This window comes from Actinocorallia herbida (genome assembly GCF_003751225.1).
In the GTDB taxonomy this organism is placed as follows: domain Bacteria; phylum Actinomycetota; class Actinomycetes; order Streptosporangiales; family Streptosporangiaceae; genus Actinocorallia; species Actinocorallia herbida.
On sequence record NZ_RJKE01000001.1, the window covers coordinates 4,097,420 to 4,117,713 of the forward strand.

Genomic DNA, 20,294 nt, shown 5'->3' on the forward strand with positions numbered 1-20,294 from the left:
TGTGACCGCTCAGCACCTCACCCAAGTCGGCACCGCGGAAGTCGCGCGGCTCTCCGCGGAACGCGTCACCGTCGGATACGGCGGACGGGTCGTCATCGACGACCTGGACGTGTCGATCCCGCCGGGCGTGATCACCACGATCATCGGCCCCAACGGCTGCGGGAAGTCCACCCTGCTGCGGACCCTGTCCCGGCTGCTCAAGCCGAGCAAGGGCACCGTCGTGCTGGACGGCGAGGACATCGCCCGGCTCAAGACCAAGGACGTGGCGAAGAAGCTCGGCCTGCTTCCGCAGACCCCGGTCGCGCCGGAGGGCCTGACGGTGTCCGACCTGGTCGCGCGCGGCCGCCATCCGCACCAGAGCTGGATGCGGCAGTGGTCGTCGGACGACGCCGAGGTCGTGGAACGCGCGCTGGAGATGACGGGCGTGGCCGATCTGGCCGACCGCGCCGTCGACTCGCTGTCCGGGGGGCAGCGGCAGCGCGTCTGGATCTCGATGACCCTGGCCCAGGGCACCGACCTGCTTTTGCTCGACGAGCCGACCACCTACCTCGACCTGGCGCACGCGATCGATGTGATCGACCTGGTCGACGACCTGCACGAGTCGGGCTGCACGGTGGTCATGGTGCTGCACGATCTCAACCTGGCCACGCGCTACAGCGACAACCTCGTCGTCATGAAGGACGGCGGGATCCTGGCGCAGGGCCATCCCCGCGAGGTGATCACCGCGGACCTGCTGCACGAGGCGTTCGGGCTGCGCGCCGAGGTGATCGACGACCCGGTGAGCGACCGTCCGCTCATCGTTCCGATAGGCCGCACTCACGTCCACGCCCATCTCGACACTGAGTAAGGTTAGCCTAGCCTAAGTTCGCGTGTTAGTGTCTTGCCTGCCTCATCCCCCCTCTAAGAACGAACAGGCGGATCCGTATGCGTCCTCAGAGAACCATCTTCAATCTGCGGAAGGTCGCCGCGGCCCTCTCCGCCGCCGTCCTCAGCCTCGGCCTCCTCGCCGCCTGCGGCTCGGAGGAGCCCGCCGAGCCCGCCGCGTCCCCCTCGGCCGCCACCGGTGGCACCTTCCCGGTCACCGTCGAGCACTTCTTCGGCTCCACCGAGGTCAAGAAGGCCCCCGAGCGCGTCGTCACCGTCGGCTACACCGACGACCAGACCGTCCTCGCGTGGGGCATCAAGCCCGTCGGCATGGTCGACCAGTACCCGAACCCGCCCGGCCAGTCGCCGGACATCAACACCCAGTGGCCCTGGGTGAAGGACCTGTGGGGCGCCACCAAGCCCGAGGTCATCATGGCCAACGGCGACGCCGGCCCGAACTACGAGAAGATCGCCTCGCTGCGCCCCGACCTCATCATCGCGGTGTACTCCGAGATCGACCAGGCCGCCTACGACAAGCTGTCGAAGATCGCCCCGACCGTCGGCCGCACCAAGACCGAGAAGGAGCCGTTCAGCGCTCCGTGGCAGGACAACGTCCTCCAGATCTCCAAGGCCGTCGGCCAGGAGGCCGCCGCCAAGGAGAAGATCACGGCGATCCAGGGCCAGCTCGACGCCGCCAAGCAGGCGCACCCCGAGTGGGCCGACAAGACCGCAGTCGCGCTGTCCTGGTACAAGGACGCCGTCGCGCCCTTCACCACCACCGACGTGCGCGGCCGGATCGTGACCGGCATCGGCTTCAAGGGCACCACCGAGATCGACAAGATCGCCGACGGCAGCTTCTACACCACGCTGTCCCCTGAGCGCATCGACCTGATCGACGTCGACCACATCTTCGTCATCAACGACCAGGCCGACATCGACGCGATCAAGAAGTTCGAGCTCTTCGCGAACCTGCCCGCGGTCAAGGCCGGCAAGGTGTCGTACCTGCTCGACAGTGAGGGCCCGGCCGTCGGTGCCGCGGTGTCGCAGGGCACGCTGCCGTCGATGCCGTACGCGATCGACGAGATCGTCAAGTCGGTCGGCTGACGATGACGTCCTCCGTGTCCCGCCCCCGGACCGTCACGGTCCGGGTGTGAGCACCACAGACACGCGCGTCGCCCCTGCCATCCTGCGCACGGCGACCGGACGCGAGGCCACCCGATGGGTCGCGGCGCACTGCCGCGAAGTGCCTTGGCTGACGGCCGCGACAGTGCTCACCACGGTGGCGGGGGCGGCGCTACAGGTGCTGCCGGTACTCCTGCTCGGCCAGGTGGTCGACGGAGTCAAAGACGGGGAGTCTCGTTCGATCCTCCTCACCGTGGGCACGTTGATGGTGGCCGCCGCGCTTCTCGGCACGGCGGCCACTGCCGCGTCCACCTACCTCATCGGACGGCTGGGCGCCGATCTGCTCGCCAGGCTGCGCGAAGGCGCGGTCCGGGCGGTGCTCGGGATGCCGAGCGCCCGGATCGAGGAGGTCGGCCGCGGCGACGTGCTGTCCAGGGTCGGCGACGACGTGGCCGTGGTGTCGAAGGGCATCCGCACGGCGGTCCCGACGGTGTTCTCCGCGGGCGTCCTCGTCGTCGTCGCCACGCTCGGCATGTTCGGGCTCGACTGGCGGCTCGGCCTCGCGGGCGCGGGCGCGCTGCCCGCCTACGCGCTGGCGCTGCGCTGGTATCTGCCCCGTTCCGCGCCTCTCTACCAGGAGCGCGCGGTGGCCCAGGCCGACCGCGCGCAGGCCTTCATCAGCGGGCTCAACGGGATCGAGACGGTTCGCGCCTACCGGCTCGAAGCGCGGTTCCGCGAGAAGGTCGACCAGGAGTCGTGGCGGGTGCGCAACCTCGGGATCGAGGTCTTCCGGTTCTTCGGCAGGTTCGTCGGCCGGGAGAACCGCGCCGAGTTCGTCGGGCTCGTCCTCATCCTCCTGGTCGGCTACGCGCTGCTGGAGAACGACGCGGCGAAGCTCGGCGACGTGTCGGCGGCCGCGCTGCTGTTCCACCGGCTGTTCACCCCGCTCGGCGCCATCATGTTCACCTTCGACGAGGCGCAGAAATCGGGTGCGAGCCTGACCCGGCTCGTCGGGGTGCTGGGCGAGTCCGCGGAGGAGCGCCTGGTGGGCGACGCGGCGGTCAAGGCCGCGGCGGCGGGGGAGTACCCGGTCGAGGTGCGGGGGCTGACATTCGGCTATCCCGATTCCGAGAGCCCGGTACTCCTCGACGTCGACCTGACGATCCCGGCGGGCGGTTCACTCGCCCTGGTGGGCGCGACGGGCGCGGGCAAGACGACGCTCGCGGCGCTGATCGCCGGCATCGGCACCCCGCAGGCGGGCTCGGTGCGCGTCGGGGAGACCGACCTCGTCGGACTCGACGAGGCGGCCACCCGCGCTCTGGTGAGCATCCTGACGCAGGAGACGCACGTGTTCTCCGGCCCGCTCGCCGAGGACCTCCGGCTCGCCGCCCCCGCGGCGACCGACGCCGAGCTGCGCGACGCGCTGCGCACGGTCGGCGCGGACGGATGGGTCGACGCACTGCCCGACGGCCTGGCCACGGTGGTCGGTGAGGGCGGCGAACGTCTCGACGGCACCAAGGTCGCCCAGGTCGCGCTGGCCCGGCTGGTGCTGGGCCGGGCCCCGGTGGTGGTGCTCGACGAGTCCACCGCGGAGGCGGGCAGCCAGGGCGCGGCCGAGCTCGAGCGCGCGGTGCTCGCCGCGTGCAGAGGCCGCACCACGCTCTTCGTGGCGCACCGGCTGACCCAGGCGATGGCCGCCGACCGGATCGCGGTGCTGGACGCCGGGCGGGTGGTCGAGGAGGGCACGCACGAGGAGCTGGTGGCCCTCGACGGCCGGTACGCACGGCTGTGGAGCGCATGGCGGGAGGCGAGTTAGGGGACCCTCATCGAGACTAGTTAGGTGACCCTTAATTAGGTTAGGCTAACCTTCGCATCTGGAAGGGATGGCTGAGTCTTCGATGGTGGAATCCAGTTCTCGTCATGTCCTGCTCACCCCCTCACGTCTGGACGACGTGCGCAGACGGATCGGCGCGTACTCCGACCGAACCATCACCGAAGCGGGCACACTGGCCCTCGCCTACTGGGCGACGGGCCGGAGCCCCGACGGCCTCCCCCTCACCCCCGACACCCTTTTCGCCGACGTCCTCGGCTGGGTCGACAACGGTGGGGGAGGCGTCGGGGGATACGCGGTAGGCGCGGACGGCGGGAGCATCGTCCTCCCCGAGGGCGTCTCCCACCCGGACGCCCAGCTCGCCCTGGACGACCTTGCGGACTTCCCCGACCGGCCCCTCGGCAGCGTCGCCCCGTCCAGCGTCGCGGCCCGGCTCGCCGCCCTCGCCGCATGGCACGACAACACCGTGGACAGGGACCGGCCGACCCTCGTGGAGCTGTTCCGCGAGCAGGCCAGGATCCGGCCCGACGCGGTCGCCATCGTGGACGAGCACCGGTCGCTCACCTACGGGGAGGCGGCCGCGCTGTCGAACCAGCTCGCCCGTCGGCTGCGCGACCTCGGGCTCGGCGCCGAGCAGGTCGTCGGCATCTCCCTCGGCCGCTCCGCCGAGATGGTGATCGGCCTGCTCGCGGTGCTCCAGGCGGGCGGCGCCTTCGTGCCGCTCGACCCCCGGTGGCCCGCCGCGCGCCGCGCCGTCGTCATCGAGGACGCCCGGGTCGTCCTGCAGCTCAACGCCTCCGGGGAAGGCGACGGGGACGAGCCGTCCGCCGTCGCGGTGGACCTGGACGACTGGAAGTTCGGTGAGTACTCGGGCGAGCCGACCGAGGTGGTGCTGTCCGGATCCGCGCTCGCGTACGTCATCTTCACGTCGGGCTCGACCGGACGGCCCAAGGGCGCGATGATCCGGCACGAGGCGATCAGCGAGCGCCTGCTGTGGCAGGTGAACCAGATCCTGCACTTCGGCCACGACGACGCGTCGCTGTTCAAGGCGCCGCTGTCATTCGACATCTCCATCAACGAGATCTTCCTGCCGCTGGTGTGCGGCGGCCGCCTCGTCATCCTGCGGCCCGGCGGCGAACGCGACCCGCACCATCTGCTGAGCGTCATCGACGAGCAGCGCGTCACCTTCGTGTACCTGGTGTCGTCCATGCTCGACGTGCTGCTGGAGATCGCGGGCGACTCCGGCCGGCTGGACAGCCTCCGGCACGTGTGGTGCGGCGGCGAGGTCCTCACCCCCGAGCTGTACGAGCGGTTCCGCACCAGGCTCGACATCCCGATGTACCACGGCTACGGCCCCGCCGAGACGACGATCGGCGTCTCGCACGTCATCTACCGGGGCGAGGCCGAGCGCCTGTCGACGTCCATCGGCAAGGCCAACCCGAACACCCAGCTCTATGTGCTGGACGACGAACTGCGCCCGGTCCCGGTCGGCGTCGGCGGCGAACTCTACGTGGGCGGGTTCCTCCTGGGCCGCGGCTACGTCAACGCCCCCGGCCTGACCGCCTCCCGCTTCGTCGCCAACCCCTTCGCGACGGACGGGTCGCGCCTCTACCGGACCGGCGACCTCGCCAGGTACGCCCCGGACGGATCGCTGGACTTCCTGGGCAGGGCCGACAACCAGATCAAGATCCGCGGCATGCGGCTGGAGCTCGAGGACGTCGAGGCGGGACTCGCCGAGCATCCGAGGGTCCGGCACACCTGTGTCGTCGCGAAGAAGAACTCGGCGGGCGGCACCTACCTCGTCGGCTATGTGATCCCGGCGGGCGGCGCCGCGGACCTGCGGGCCGCCGAGGTGAAGGCGTGGGCCGCCGAGCACCTGGTCGAGTACATGGTGCCCGCGCACATCGTCGTCATGGCGGAGTTCCCGCTCACCGCCAACGGCAAGCTGGACCGGCGCGCGCTGCCCGAGCCGGAGGTCGGCGCGGGCCCGCTGCTGGCTCCCTCGACCGACGCCGAGCACGCGGTGTGCGGCGCGGTGGCCGCGGCGCTGCGGCTGGACGCGGTCGGCGTGGACCAGAACTTCTTCGCCCTCGGCGGCGACAGCATCCTCGCGATCTCCCTGCTGAGCGCGCTGCGCGAGGTCGGCCTGTACGTCACCGCGACGCAGATCTTCACCAGCGAGACCATCGGGGCGCTCGCCGCCGTGGCGAGCCGCGACGAGGTCTCGGCCGTGGACCGCGAGGACGTCGCGACGGGCCCCGTCGCGGGCTCGCCGATCGTCCAGTGGCTCGGTGAGACCACCGGCGCCATCGACGGATTCGTGCAGTCGGTCGTGCTCACGACGCCGGAGGAACTCACCGCCGAGACCCTCGACGCGATGCTCGCCGCGCTCGTCTCCCGGCACGCCATGCTGCGCGCCAGGCTGGTGCGCGGTGACCGCTGGAGCTTCGACATCCCCGAGGCCGACGGCGCGGCCGTCGGCTGGCAGGAGAGCGATCTCCCGCTGGAGGCGTGCGTCGGGATCGCCACCGACGGCCTGGACCCGGACGCCGGGGTGATGGTCCGCGCCGTCTGGCGGCGCGAGGCCCGCCAGCTCGTCCTCGTCGTGCACCACGTGGTGGTCGACGGCGTGTCCTGGCGCGTGCTCATGGACGACCTCGCGACCGCCTGGCGGCAGCACACCGAGGGCGCGGCGATCGACCTGCCGCCGGTCGGCACCTCGTTCCGGCGCTGGACGCAGGTGCTGGAGCGGGCCGCGTTCGACGCCGACCGCGCCTACTTCCAGCGTCCGCTGCCGGGCCCGGACGGGCAGGTCGGCAGGCGTCCGCTGGGCGAGGCGGACACCGTCGCGTGGGAGGAGACGCGGCACGTCTCGGTCGCGCCCGACGTCACCGCCGCGCTGCTCGGCGAGGTCCCCGCGAAGTTTCACGCGGGCGTCAACGACGTGCTGGTGACGGCCCTGGCCGTCGCCCTCGCCAGATGGCGGAGGGATCTCGGGCAGGACCAGACCTTCCTGCATCTGGAACTCGAAGGACACGGCCGTGAAGGCAGGTTCGTGGCCGACGCCGTCGGCTTCGAGCCCGAGCTGTCGCGGACCGTCGGCTGGTTCACGACGCTCTTCCCGGTGGTCGTGGACCCCGGCGCGGCGGCCGACCTCACCGACCCCGGGTATCTGGCCGCCGCGCTGAAGGCCGTCAAGGAGGACCTCGCCCGGGTGCCGAGCAACGGCCTGGGCTATGGCGCCCTGCGCCACCTCGGCGACGCCGCGTTCACCGCGCCCGCCCCGCAGGTGCTGTTCAACTACCTGGGCAGGTTCGACGCGGGCGCGTCCCGCGACTGGCAGTTCTCCGGCGCGGCCGGGCAGCTCGGTGAGAAGCGCGACCCCCGGATGCGCCTGCCGCGCGCACTGGAGTTCAACGCGATCGCCGAGCCGGGCCCGACCGGCGCGTACGAGCTGGTCACCACGATCTCCTGGCCCGCCGGCCTGTTCACCGACGCCGACATCACCGTGCTCGGCGGGTACTTCCAGGCGGCTCTGACCGCCCTGTCCGCACTGGAGCAGGGCGGCCACTCACCCAGCGACTTCCCGCTGGTCCCCCTCACCCAGGCCGACGTGGACGCCCTGGACGGCCCCTCGCTGCGGGACGTCCTGCCGCTGACCCCGCTCCAGGAAGGGCTGTACTTCCACTCGGTCTTCGACGACGACTCGGCGGGCTCCTACGTCGAGCAGCAGCTCCTCGAGCTGGACGGCCCCGTGGACCCGGCCCGGGTCGCCGCCGCCGCGACCCGGCTGCTCGCGCTGTACCCGAACCTCGCCGCGCGCTTCGCCGTCCTGGCGGACGGCAGGGTCGTCTCGGTGCTGGAGAGCGGCGTCGAGGCCCCGTTCACCACGTTGGACCGGCCTGGAGATGGGCTCCCCGGCGAAGCCGGGCTCTCCGAGAGCCCGTCTCCCGGCCCATGGGTACGGCCTGGAGATGGGCTCCCCGGCGAAGCCGGGCTCTCCAAGAGCCTGTCTCCAGGCCCATGGGTACGGCCCGGCATCACGGACGACGGGCTCCGTGATCTCGCCGAGCGCGACCGCCGGGCCGGGTTCGACCTGGCGACCGGCCCGCTGATGCGGTACACGCTCGTCCGCGACGGCTCCCGGAACGTCCTCGTGCAGACCGTGCACCACATCATCGCCGACGGCTGGTCGGTGCCGCCGATGCTGCGGGCGCTCCTCGCCGAGTACCACGCACCCGGCAGCGTCTACCCGCGCGGCGGGTTCCCCGACTACGTGCGCTGGCTCGCCGCGCGCGACGAGGCGGAGAGCGAGCGGGTCTGGGGCGCGGAACTCGCCGGGCTGCCCGGCCCTTCGCTGGTCTCCGAGGGGCACACCCCGTCCGAGGAGTTCGCCGACACGGCCGAGGAGCCCGAGGTCGACATCGACGCGGGGGCCAGGTCGGCGGGCGTGCCGCTGAGCGTCGCGGTGCACGCCGCCTGGGCGGTGACGGTCGGCGGGATCCTGCACGGCGGGGACGTCGTGTTCGGTTCGACGGTCTCCGGCCGGGACGCGGACGTGCCGGGCATCGCGGACATGGTCGGCCTGTTCATCAACACGATCCCCGTCCGAGCGCGCTGGACCGGCACGACGACGGCCCGCGAACTGCTCACCTCCGTGCGGGACCACCAGAGCGAGACCCTTCCGTACCAGCATGTCTCGCTGGCACGGATCGGCCGCCAGGTGGGGCACACGCCCCTGTTCGACACCCTTGTGGTGTTCGACGTCGCGACCGACGTGGCCGGGCTGCGGCGGCCGGGAGACGAGATCGCCGTCACCGCGATCGTCAACGAGGGCGCGCCGCACTACCCGCTGACGCTCGTGGTCGAGCGCGGTCTCGACGGGCGGGCGCGGTTCAACCTGATCTACGACGGCGCGCTGCTCCGGGAGGAGGGCGCGCGGGCGATCCTGGGCACGTTCACCGGCACCCTCGCCGGGCTGCTCACCCGGCCGGACGACCTGGTCGACGAGCTGGTGCCCGGCCGCGGCCCGGAGCCGATTGTCCGGACTACCCTCGGCGGGCTGTTCGACGCGGCCGCCGAGCGCGATCCGGCGGCCACCGCGGTCACCCGGTGCGGGCTCGACGGGGAGACCCGGTCGCTGACGTACGGGGAACTCGCCTCGGCGAAGAACGCGCTGGCCTCGGCGCTGCGCGCGGCGGGCGTCGGACCCGGCGAGCGGGTGGCCGTGGCCGTCCCGCGTTCGCTGGAGCAGGTCGTCGCGCTCGTCGGGATCGTCTCGGCGGGCGGGGCCTACGTGCCGCTCGACCTGGCGTACCCGGACGAGCGGCTGGAGTACGTGCTCGCCGACGCCGCTCCGCAGGTCGTCCTGGTGGAGGCCGGGCAGCGGGACCGCTTCACGGCGCTGCTGGCCGAGGCGGGCGTCCCGGCGCGGGTGCTCGTGCAGGGCGAGCTGCCCGGGCTGCCCGAGGAGGCCGCCGCCGAGGCCGTCGAGCCCGGGTGGCACGACGCGGCCTACGTGATCTACACCTCGGGCTCGACGGGCCGGCCCAAGGGCGTCGTCGTGCCGCACTCGAGTGTGGTGACGCTGCTCGCCAACACTCAGCCCGAGATGGGCTTCGGCCCGGACGACGTGTGGGTGCAGTTCCATTCCTATTCGTTCGACTTCGCCGTCTGGGAGCTGTGGGGCGCGCTGGCGCACGGCGGTGAACTGCTGGTGCCCGAGTACGGCCTGACGCGCTCGCCCGTCGACTTCCACAGGCTGGTCCGCGAGCGCGGGGTGACCGTGCTCAACCAGACCCCGTCGGCCTTCTACCAGTTCATCGAGGCCGACAGGCTCGCGGCGAAGCCCCTCCCGGCGCTGCGCCGGATCATCTTCGGCGGCGAGGCGCTCGACCTCGGGCGGCTGCGCGGCTGGGTCGAGCGGCATGGGACCGCGACGCCCGAGCTGGTCAACATGTACGGGATCACCGAGACCACCGTGCACGTCACGCACCGGGTGCTGACCGACGGGGACTTCGCCGCCGGGGGCGACGGCAGCCCGATCGGAGGCCCGATCCCGGGCCTCACCGCCTACCTGCTCGACGACGCGCTGCGGCCGGTGCCGCCCGGCCGGGTCGGCGCCATCTATGTCGCGGGAGACCAGGTGTCCCTCGGCTACCTGGGCAGGCCCGCGCTCACCGCGGGCCGGTTCGTCGCCGACCCGTTCGCGGGCGACGGGTCCCGGATGTACCACACGGGCGATCTCGCCCGTCGGACGCTCGCCGGCGAGCTCGAGTTCGTCGGCCGCGCGGACGACCAGGTGCAGCTCAAGGGCTTCCGGATCGAGCTGGGCGAGGTCGAGTCGGCGGTCCGGGCGCTGGCCGGTGTGGTCGACGCGGCGGTCACCGTCGCCGACGGCGGCGACCACCTGGTCGCGCACGTCGTGGGCCGGGTGCCCGATGACTTCGCCCGGCTCGTCGCGGCCAGGCTGCCCGCGCACATGGTGCCGGGCCGGGTGCTGCCGCTCGACGCGCTGCCGCTGACCGTCAACGGGAAGCTCGACCGGAAGGCGCTGGCGGCGCGCGCCGCGGAAGAGGAGGCCCCGGCCGTCACCGGCGGCGCCTCGCTCCCCACGCTGGTCGACCTCTTCGCCGAGACGCTGGACGTCGCGGTGGACGGCGACACCGACTTCTTCCGGGCCGGGGGCGACAGCATCGTCGCCATCACCCTGGTCAACCGGGCGCGGACGCGCGGCCTGGCCGTCACGCCGCGCGACGTGTTCCTGCACCGGACGCCCCGCGCGCTCGCCGAGCACCTGGGCAGCGGGGCGCCGCAGGCCGTCGCGCCCGCGCCGGCGCGTCGCGCGGACGGTCCGCTGCCGCCGACCCCGATCATCCTGCGGCAGCGGGAACTGGGCGGCTCGCTCGCCCGGTTCGCCCAGGCCAGGACGCTCGCCGTGCCCGACGGCATCGGGCTTTCCGACGTCCGGCGGGCCGTCGACGCCGTCGTCGCCGCGCACCCGGTGCTCCGGCTGCGACTGACCGCGACGCACGGGGTGTGGGCGCTGCGCACCGAGCCCGCGCACCCGGTCCCGGTCACCGAGGCCGACGACGCGACGGCCGCCGCGAACGAGGCGGCCGGACGGCTCGATCCCGAGTCCGGCGAGGTGATCGCGTTCTCGTGGCTGGCGGCCGCGCGGACCCTGGTCGTCACCGCGCACCACTTCGCCGTGGACGCGGTGTCCTGGCTCGTCCTGCTGGAGGACCTGGCCACCGCCCTGCGCGGGGAGCCTCTGGCCCCGCCGACCACCTCCTACGCCGAGTACGCCGAGGCGCTGACGGTCCAGGCCGCCCAGACGCCCGACGGCCTCGGCGCCTGGGTCGAGACCCTCGACGCGCCCCCGCTCACGGCCGGGATCTCGGGCCTGCGCGAGACCACCGTGGACCTCGCCCCCGAGACCACCGGGCGGCTCGTGCGCACCGCGCCCGCCGCCCTGGGCGTCGGCCTCACCGAGCTGCTGTGCGGAGCATTGCGCAGCGCGCTGACCAGGGTCCAGCCTTCCCCGACCGATCTCGCGATCGAGGTCGAGCGGCACGGCAGGGTCCCGGTCGTCGAACATCACGACTACACCCGCACGGTCGGCTGGTTCACCGCGATCGCGCCCGTGCGCCTCACCCCGCACGCCGACCCCGTCGCGGCGGCGCGCGAGCTCGTCGAGCGCCAGCCGGACGAGGCGGCGCACGTCGCCTACGGGCAGCTCAGGTACCTCAACCCGCAGACCGCCCCGCTGCTCACCGCCCGTCCGCAGGTGCTGTTCAACTACCTCGGCCGGGGCAGCGAGGCCCAGGCCCTGGCGATCACCGGCGGCGACCAGGGCAGCCCCTACGCCGTCGAGGTCAACGCCTGGATCGACGAGGGCACCGGAAGCCTGCGCGCGGGCTTCACCCTCGCCGAAGGCGTCCCCGACACGATCACCGGCCACTGGCTCGGCGCGCTGGAGGAGATCGCCGAGGCCGCCGCGACGGTCGAGCGGACCGCCCCGGTCACCCCGCTCCAGCAGGGCCTGTACTTCCAGGCCCAGTTGGCGGGCGCGGCCGGGCACTACGTCGCGCAGAGCCACTTCGACTTCGACCGGCGCCTCGACACCGAGGTCCTGGCCGACGCGATGGCCGCGGTGATCGCCCGGCACCCGGTCGTCGGCGCGGGCTTCACCACCGACGCCGACGGCACCCCCGTCCAGGTGCTCAAGGCGGGCCGCCGCGTCCCCGTCACCACGATCGACCTGGCGACGGACGCGGAGGTCGACGCGCTGCGCGCCCGGGACCGCGACACCGGCTTCGACCTCGAGGCCCCGCCGCTGATCCGGCTCACCGTGATCCGCCGTCCCGACGGCCGCGACGGGCTGCTCCTCAGCTACCACCTGCTGCTCTGGGACGGCTGGTCCCGCGAGCTCGTGCTGCGCGACCTCTTCGACGCCTACGCCACGCTCCTCGAAGGCGGTGTGCCGGACACGGCCCCGGCCGTCCCGAGCTTCGAGGACCACGCCCGCGCGCTCGCCGCCCGGGACCGGGCGGCGTCGGAGCGGTTCTGGGCCGGGCACCTGGCCGGGCTGCCCGGCCCGACGCTCCTCGCCGGACCCGCGCCCGCGCTCTCGGACGGCCTGCCTCGCGCGCTCGTCCGCGAACTGTCCGACGAGAGGTCGGCGCTCCTGCGGGAGGCCGCCAAGACGCACGGCGTCACTCTGAACGCGCTGCTCACCGGCGCGTTCGGCCTGCTGCTCGGCGGGCACACGGGCCGCTCCGACGCGGTCTTCGGCGTCACGGTCTCCGGCCGCGAAGGCGCGGACCTCGCTGGGATCGTCGGCGTGCTCCTCAACACCGTTCCGCAATGGACAAGGGCCCGGCCTGATGCGACCGTGGGGGAGTACCTTTCGGCCGTGCAGGAGGCAAGAGTCGCGGCGATGGAGCACGAACACCTGGGGCTGGGCGAGATCCAGCGCGCGGGCGGCCACGACACGCTCTTCGACAACCTCTTCGTCCTCCAGAACTTCCTCGACCTCGACGCGTTCGCCGCGATGAACGCCAGGCACGGCATCACCTCCGTGCGGGCCGACGACTCCACGCACTACCCGTTCACCTGGGTCGTCACGCCGGGCGACCGGCTGACGGTCAAGCTGGAGTACCGCGACGGGGACACCGAGCGCGCCGCGCGCCTGCTGGAGGAGTACCTGGGCGTCCTCGAGGAAGTGGCGACGGCGACCGGTCCGGTGGGCGCGCTGCGGGGACTCGGGCCCGTGCCCGTCCCGGCCGAGCGCACGGACTTCGGCACCGACACCGTCGTCGACAGGTTCGACCGGGCCGCCGACCTGACCCCGGCGCGGGTCGCGCTGGTCGCGGACGGCGCGACCCTGACGTTCGCCGGGCTCAGGGACCGCAGCCGGGCGGTGGCGGGCGTGCTCGCCGCGCGCGGCATCGGCCCGGAGACGACCGTGGGCCTCGCGATCCCGCGCTCGCTCGACTCGATCGTCGCGCTGTTCGCGGTGCTGCGGGTCGGCGCGGCCTATGTGCCGCTGGAGCTGGACCACCCGGACGAGAGGATCGCGGCGATCGTGGCGGACGCCCGACCGGAGGTCGTGCTGACCGTCAGCGCGGTCTCGCCCCGGCTGACCGGCGAGCTGATCGAGCTGGACCGGCCGCTGCCCGAGACGTCCCCCTTCGTGACGTTCGCTCCGGGCGACCCGCACCGGCTCAGGCACCCCGCGTACACGATCTACACCTCGGGCTCGACCGGGAAGCCCAAGGGCGTGGTCACCGAGTACGCCGGGCTCACCAACATGCTGATCAATCACCGGCACCGGATCTTCGAGCCGGTGCTGGCCGAGCACGGGCATCGCGTCTTCAAGATCGCGCACACCGTATCGTTCGCGTTCGACATGTCGTGGGAGGAGCTCCTGTGGCTCGCCGACGGCCACGAGGTGCACATCTGCGACGAGGAACTGCGCCGCGACGCGCCCCGGCTCGTCGCGTACTGCCTGGAGCACGGCATCGACGTCATCAACGTGACGCCGACCTACGCGCAGCAGCTCGTCGCCGAAGGACTCCTGGACGACCCCGCGCGACGGCCCGCGCTGGTGCTGCTCGGCGGCGAGGCCGTCACTCCGGTGCTCTGGCAGCGGCTCGCCGCGACGAAGGGCACGGTCGGGTACAACCTCTACGGGCCCACCGAATACACCATCAACACGCTCGGGGTGGGCACCTTCGAGTGCGCCGACCCCGTAGTGGGCATGGCGATCGACAACACCGAGGTCTTCGCGCTCGACCCGTGGCTGCGGCCCGTCCCCGACGGGGTGCCCGGCGAGCTGTACGTCGCGGGCGTCGGCATCGCGCGCGGCTACCTCGGGCAGTCCGCGCAGACCGCGCACCGGTTCGTCGCCTGTCCGTTCGGCGAGCCCGGCGAGCGGATGTACCGCACCGGCGACCTGGTGATCCGGCGGCCCGACGGAAACCTCATGTATCTGGGGCGCACCGACCAGCAGGTCAAGATCCGGGGCCACCGGGTGGAGCTGGGCGAGGTCGAGGCGGTGTTCTCGGCGCACCCCGCCGTCCGGTTCGTCGCCGCCGTGGCGCAGCCCGACCCGCAGGTGGACGGCGCGTACCGGCTCGCCGCCTACCTCGTGCTGGACGGGGCCGACCTGGCGTCGGTCGCGGGCGAGGTCGGCGCGGGACTGCCCGATTACCTGCGCCCGTCGCACTACGCCGAGGTCGACGCCATCCCCCTGACCGTCAACGGAAAGGCCGACACCAAGGCGCTGCCCGAGGCCAGGCCGCTGGGCGCGCTGACGACCGGGGACGAGCGCGGCCCGGAGACCGAGACTGAGATCATCGTGTGCGAGTACTTCGCCGAAGCACTCGACCTGGACGACGACGAGGTGAGCGCGGTCAGCGATTTCACGGCCCTGGGCGGCCATTCCATGCTCGCGGTGCGGCTCGTAGGGCTGCTCCGCCGAGAGTTCGGCCCCGTGATCACCGTCCGTGATCTCGTCACCCTCCGCACCCCCGAGGCGATTGCGCGGCATGTCGATGACCACTCCTGACACCCTGCCCGTCCGGACGGGCGCAGAGATCCTCCGCGTGGCGCTCAAGCGCAACGCGGGCGCCATGACCTGGGGCACCCTCCTCATGGGGATGTACCAGGCGGGCGAGACCGCCTTCCCGATCGCGCTCGGCCTGATCGTCGAGCACACCCTGCAGGACCGGAGCCCCGGCTCCCTCGCCGTGTCGATCGCCGCGCTCGCCGTCATCATCACGACGGTGTCGTATTCATGGCGGTTCGGTATGCGGATCCTGCAGAAGGCCAACACGACCGAGGCGCACCGCTGGCGGGTCAGGGTCGCCGCGGTCGGGCTCCAGCCGGTGGACCGGGCCGTCGATCTCAAGTCCGGCGAGGTCCTCACCATCGCGACCGAGGACGCCGACCAGACCGCCGACATCGTCGAGGTCGTGCCGATGCTCGTCAGCTCGATGGTCGCGGTGGTGATCGCCGCGGTCGCGCTCGGCATCGCCAACCTGTGGCTCGGGCTGCTGGTGATCGTCGGGACCGTCGCGATCCTGTCGATCCTCAGTGTGATGTCCCGGCGGATCGGCGCGAGCACCAAGGAGCAGCAGGCCAGGGTCGCGCGGGCGGGCGCGAAGGTCGCCGACCTGATCAGCGGGCTGCGGCCCCTGCACGGGTTCGGCGGCAACCAGGCCGCGTACCTCTCCTACCGGAAGGTGAGCACCGAGGCGAAGCACCAGGCGATCACCGTCGCGCGCGTCAACGGCGCGTACGCGGGGACCGCTCTGGCGCTGAACGCGGTGCTGGCCGCCGCGGTGACGCTGACCGCGGGCTGGCTCGCTTTCGACGGCCGGATCGGCATCGGCGACCTCGTCATGGCGGTCGGCCTCGCGCAGTTCATCATGGAGCCGCTCAAGCTCTTCTCGGAGATGCCGAAGTACATCATGATCGCCCGCGCGTCCGCCGACCGGATGGCGCTGGTGCTCGGCGCGCCGCCGGTGACGGCCTGGGGCGAGGGCGCGCCGTCCGTCGGGGGCGTCGAGGTCGACGGCGTCCGGTTCGGGGCGCTGCGCGACCTGAAGTTCGAGGTGGCGGCCGGCGAGTTCGTCGCGATCGCCTCCTATCAGGCGGGTGCCGCGGCCGACCTCGCCGCGGTCCTCGCCGCGCGCGTCCCGCCGGACGCCTACGAGGGCGTCGTGCGGGTCGGCGGGCTGGAGACGGCCGACCTGGACGTCGAGGCGCTGCGCGGGCACCTGCTGGTGAACCCGTACGACGCGGAGATCTTCGCGGGCACCCTCCGCACCAACATCGACCCGTCGGGCACCGCGGGCCGGATCGACGAGGCGGTCACCGCGTCCATGCTGACCGACGTCGTGGCCCTGCACCGGGACGGGCTCGACTACCCCGTCCGGGACCGGGGCGCCAACCTCTCCGGCGGCCAGCGCCAGCGCCTGTCCCTGGCCCGCGCCCTGGCCGCCGACACCGAGGTGCTCGTCCTGCACGACCCGACGACCGCCGTCGACGCCGTCACCGAGCAGCTCATCGCCCGCAACATGGCCGACCACCGGCGCGGCCGCACCACCATCGTCCTCACCAGCAGCCCCGCGCTCCTGGACGCCGCCGACCGCGTCCTCATCCTCGACGACGGCACGATCACCGCCGAGGACACCCACCGCAACCTCCTGGCGGGCGACGAGGACTACCGCCTGGCCGTGGCCCGCTGATGTTCACGGCCCGCGGCGCCACCCGCGCCGCGGGCCTCCGGGCTCAGCCCTTCCGCGCCACCCCGCCCACGATCAGCGACTCGATCGCGCCCACCTCGGTCTCGCCGGGTTCGCGGGTCGTGATGTCGGGGAACAGTGCGCGGTCGTAGGCCGGGTCGGGCCGCCAGACGGACGCCGGCACGACGCCGGGGTCCAGCGGTTCGAGGTCCCCGAAGTACGCCGCGACCTCCTCGGTCGTGCGGAACCACCCGCTCCCGATGCCCGCGACGAACTTCCGCTCCAGTTCCTCGGCCTCGGGCGCCCCCCGGTGGAAGTGGCTGACCAGCAGGTGGCTGCCCGGCGCGGCCGGTGCGAGATACGCCGCGACGATCCCGCCCGGATCGTCGGACACCGGGAAGTGGTGCAGGATCCCGCTCATCAGCACTCCCACCGGCTCGTCGAAGTCGATGAGCCGCACCACGTCCGGATGCCCGAGGACCGCCCCGGTGTCCCGCACGTCGGCGGTGACGATCGCCGTCCGCGCGTCCCCCGCGAGCAGCGCGCCCGCGTACGCCCGCACCATCGGATCGTCGTCCACATAGACGACCCTGGCCTCCGGCGCCTCCCGTCGCGCCACCTGATGCGTGTTGTCCCGCGCCGGCAGCCCCGAGCCGAGGTCGAGGAACTGCCGAATCCCGACCTCCCCCGCGAGGAACCTGACCGCCCGCCGCAGCAGCGCCCGGTTCAGCACCGCCACCTTGCTCGACTCGGGCATCGCCTCCCCGACCCGCGCGCTGATCGCCCGATCCACTGGAAAGTTGTCGGTCCCGCCCAGCCCGTGGTCATAGATCCGCGCCACACTGGGCACACTCGGATCCACCCCCTCCGGCACCACGTCGGCCACCCTCATCCCCTCCTCCCGCCCGGACCCCGCCCGGCACGCGGCCCCCGCGCACTTCATGATCCGCGACCCGGGCCCCCGGGAGAAGCCCGTGGCGTTGCCGCTCCCGGTCATCGGGGAACCGCCGCTCCGCCCCGCACCGCTCGCCCTGCCCGTTCGGCCCGATGAACGCGCAGGCGGTCCCGCCACGGAACGTGGCGGGGCCGCCCGGTGCCGGGACGTAGCCGGGGCCGTACGAGTCCGGTGCGGGCCGCCTGCGCGGCACCTCGTGGGTCTCGGGGTCAGGTGAGGAGCCAGGCGGTGTCGCGGAGGAGAGCGTGGCGCCAGCCGGCGCGGTCGTGGGCGGAGGGGGAGCGGGAGACGCGGACGGTGGCGCCCGTCTGCCGGGTGAGGGCCTCGACCTCGGTGCAGTGGGGGAGCATGCCGTGTTCGTGTTCGCCCACGTCGAAGGCGAGGCGGAGGGCGGAGAGGTCGGGGCGGGTGCGGAGGCGGGCGGCGATGGCGCCGCCGGCGGGGCCGGCGAGGGGGTTCGCCGAGCCTCGTGAGTCGGGGGTCCACCAGAAGGAGCCGGATTGGCAGGCGGCGCCGGAGAGGAGACCGGGGAATTCGAGGGCGGCGTACAGCGCGCTCAGTCCGCCCAGGCTCTGGCCCGCCGCGATCACCCTGTCGGTGTCGGCGGGGACGTCGCCTTCGGCGAGGAGCGGGAGGAGTTCGTCGCGGACGGCCTCCCACAGGTCGGGGCGGCACTCGAACTCGGCCCGGCGGTCCTGGGCGGCGGGCAGGAAGACGAGCGTCGCGGGAGGCAGGTCGCCCGCGTCGAACGCCGCGTCGAACGCGGTCATCGCCGGGTGCAGGTAGAGCCAGTCGTCGCCGTCGAGCAGCAGGACGACGGGCCCGCCGCCGCCCACCGGGTGGACGCGGACCGTCCGGCGGCCGCCGAGCCGCGCGCTGGTCCAGCGGACCCGGGCGCGGGGGAGCGGCAGCACGTCGTCGGCGGCGACGTCGGGCCAGTGGGGCTGCGCGGGGAGGTCCGGCGTCGTCGCGATGGACCGCTCGCCGCCCGTGCCCGCCGCGTTGGCCGGGTCGGCGAACACGGCGCCGTCGTCGCCCACGAACCAGTACGTGACGCGCAGCCGGGCGGGCATGGGCACCTCGGCGTACCAGCAGTCGGTGTCGCCCCAGCGGCTCAGCGGCACCGGGTCCGCCCAGTTCTCGAAGGCGAGGGTCGCCGGGCCGCCGCGCCACAGGAACAGGGTCGCCCAGCCCCCGTCGGCGGCGGGCACCGACGCGGGGCCGGACGCCGACGCCCAGAACGCGTCGGTGCCGGGATCGCCGGCCAGTCCGTAGTCGGCGAAGGTGTTCTTCATGCTCGTGCCACTCCGTTTTGTGCGGATCCGATAGCGCTCACCGGGAGAGAGCGTAGGCGTCGAGCCCGGTGCCGCTCAGCCGTCCGGCCACCGAGGCGACGATCTCCCCGGCCCGCACCGCGGTGTTCGACAGCAGTGTCGAGGTGAGGCCGTGGGTGTGCTCGGTCGCGCCCTGCACGTAGATGCCGCAGCGGAGGTCCGGCGAGGTCGCGATCCGGTAGTCGCGCTCGATGCGGAGCGCGCCCGACGGAAGGCGCTCGCAGTGCTCGCCGGTCGGCCCCAGCAGGGTGAGCGGGTCGCCGGGCCGGTATCCGGTGCAGTACACGACCACGTCGGCCTCGATGACCTCCTGCTCACCGGTGGGCAGGAACTGGACGGTGGCGCGCACGCCGTCCCCTTCCCGGGAGGCCTCGAGGAGCCGGGTCGCGTTCAGGATGCGCAGCCGCTCCTTGCCCTGCACCTTCTCCTGGTAGTGCCTGCGGTACAGCTCGTCGATGAGGTCGAGGTCTACGACCGAGTAGTTCGTGGAGTGGTGGTAGGTCCGCAGGCTCTGCTTGACGGACTCGGGCGCCTCGTAGAAGTGGTCGACGGCGGCCGGGTCGAAGATGCGGTTGGCGAAGGAGCTGTCGTCGGCGGGGGTGTAGCCGTACTTGGAGAACACCGCGCACACCTCGGCGTCGGGGAAGCGCCCGTACAGGTGCTCGGTCACCTCGGCGGCGCTCTGCCCGGCGCCGACCACCACGAACCTGCGCGGGTCGGTCACCGTGGGCAGTTTCGCCAGGAACTCCTCGCTGTGCCAGATGCGCGTGTCGTCGGCGATCCCGTCGGGCCGCACGGGCGCGAGGCCGACCGCGACGACGAGGTTGCGGGTGCGCCGGGTGCTCAGCTCGCCCTCGCCCTGCCGGACCACCACGTCGAGGTACTCGACCGCGCCGTCCACGGTGACCGGCGTGACGCCGACGACCTCCGCGCCGTAGTCGACCTGGTCGGCGAAGGGCGCGGCGGCCCATTCCAGGTAGTCGTGGAACTCCAGCCGGGAGGGGAACATCGTCTTGTGGTTGATGAAGTCGATCATCCTGCCGCGTTCCTTGAGGTAGCAAAGGAAGCTGAACTCGCTGGCCGGGTTGCGCATGGTGGCCAGGTCCTTGAGGAAGGAGACCTGCATGGTCGTGCCTTCGAGGAGCATGCCGCGGTGCCATCCGAAAGCCTGCTGCTTCTCGAGGAAGACCGCGTCGATGTGCCGGCCGGTCTGCTCTCCGTGCTCGCGCAGCGCGATCGCCAGGGCGAGGTTGGACGGTCCGAAACCGATGCCGACGAGGTCGTGGACGTGCTGTTCGGCAGTGGGCATGGAAGGGCCTTTCGGGAAAGCGTTCCGGAGGGGGGCAGGGGGTGGAGCGTCAGCGCTACTTAGGTTAGGCTCACCTAATTGAGTGAGCGTAACCTTTTCGACACCCCCCACACAAGGAGAGCGC

General features: G+C 72.7%; 8 protein-coding genes. 5 read left to right on the top strand and 3 right to left on the bottom strand.

What is annotated here, in order from left to right:
• Position 1 precedes the first annotated feature (1 nt).
• The 5 genes from EDD29_RS18955 to EDD29_RS18980 all read left to right on the top strand — a co-directional run bounded on the left by EDD29_RS18955 (position 2) and on the right by EDD29_RS18980 (position 16,575).
• The gene (locus EDD29_RS18955; RefSeq protein WP_123665695.1) at positions 2-847 is read left to right on the top strand and encodes an ABC transporter ATP-binding protein; all 846 of its coding nucleotides are present in this window, start codon (positions 2-4) and stop codon (positions 845-847) included.
• Between the two features lie 77 nt (positions 848-924).
• The gene (locus EDD29_RS18960; RefSeq protein WP_123665696.1) at positions 925-1,968 is read left to right on the top strand and encodes an iron-siderophore ABC transporter substrate-binding protein; all 1,044 of its coding nucleotides are present in this window, start codon (positions 925-927) and stop codon (positions 1,966-1,968) included.
• A gap of 46 nt (positions 1,969-2,014) precedes the next feature.
• Positions 2,015-3,802: an ABC transporter ATP-binding protein gene (locus EDD29_RS18965; protein ID WP_123665697.1), complete on the top strand. Its 1,788-nt coding sequence runs from the start codon at positions 2,015-2,017 to the stop codon at positions 3,800-3,802.
• An 85-nt stretch (positions 3,803-3,887) separates the two neighbouring features.
• Positions 3,888-14,891, top strand: coding sequence for a non-ribosomal peptide synthetase (locus EDD29_RS46360; protein ID WP_211359791.1), 11,004 nt, complete (start codon positions 3,888-3,890; stop codon positions 14,889-14,891).
• Positions 14,878-16,575 carry an ABC transporter ATP-binding protein gene (locus EDD29_RS18980; RefSeq protein WP_123670558.1) on the top strand — a complete coding sequence of 566 codons (1,698 nt, stop codon included), beginning with the start codon at positions 14,878-14,880 and terminating at the stop codon, positions 16,573-16,575. The genes EDD29_RS46360 and EDD29_RS18980 overlap by 14 nt, the downstream gene beginning before the upstream one ends.
• Before the next feature lie 43 nt (positions 16,576-16,618).
• On the opposite strand, the gene EDD29_RS18985 is transcribed toward EDD29_RS18980, so the two are convergent.
• From EDD29_RS18985 to EDD29_RS18995, 3 genes are all read right to left on the bottom strand, one after another.
• Entirely contained in the window at positions 16,619-17,464 is an 846-nt protein-coding gene (locus EDD29_RS18985; protein ID WP_123665698.1) for an SAM-dependent methyltransferase, read from the bottom strand.
• Positions 17,465-17,736: 272 nt separating this feature from the next.
• The gene (locus EDD29_RS18990) at positions 17,737-18,822 is read right to left on the bottom strand and encodes an alpha/beta hydrolase-fold protein (protein ID WP_123665699.1); all 1,086 of its coding nucleotides are present in this window, start codon (positions 18,820-18,822) and stop codon (positions 17,737-17,739) included.
• A gap of 37 nt (positions 18,823-18,859) precedes the next feature.
• Complete coding sequence (locus EDD29_RS18995; RefSeq protein WP_123665700.1) at positions 18,860-20,170, bottom strand: lysine N(6)-hydroxylase/L-ornithine N(5)-oxygenase family protein; 1,311 nt, start codon at positions 20,168-20,170, stop codon at positions 18,860-18,862.
• Positions 20,171-20,294 lie beyond the last annotated feature (124 nt).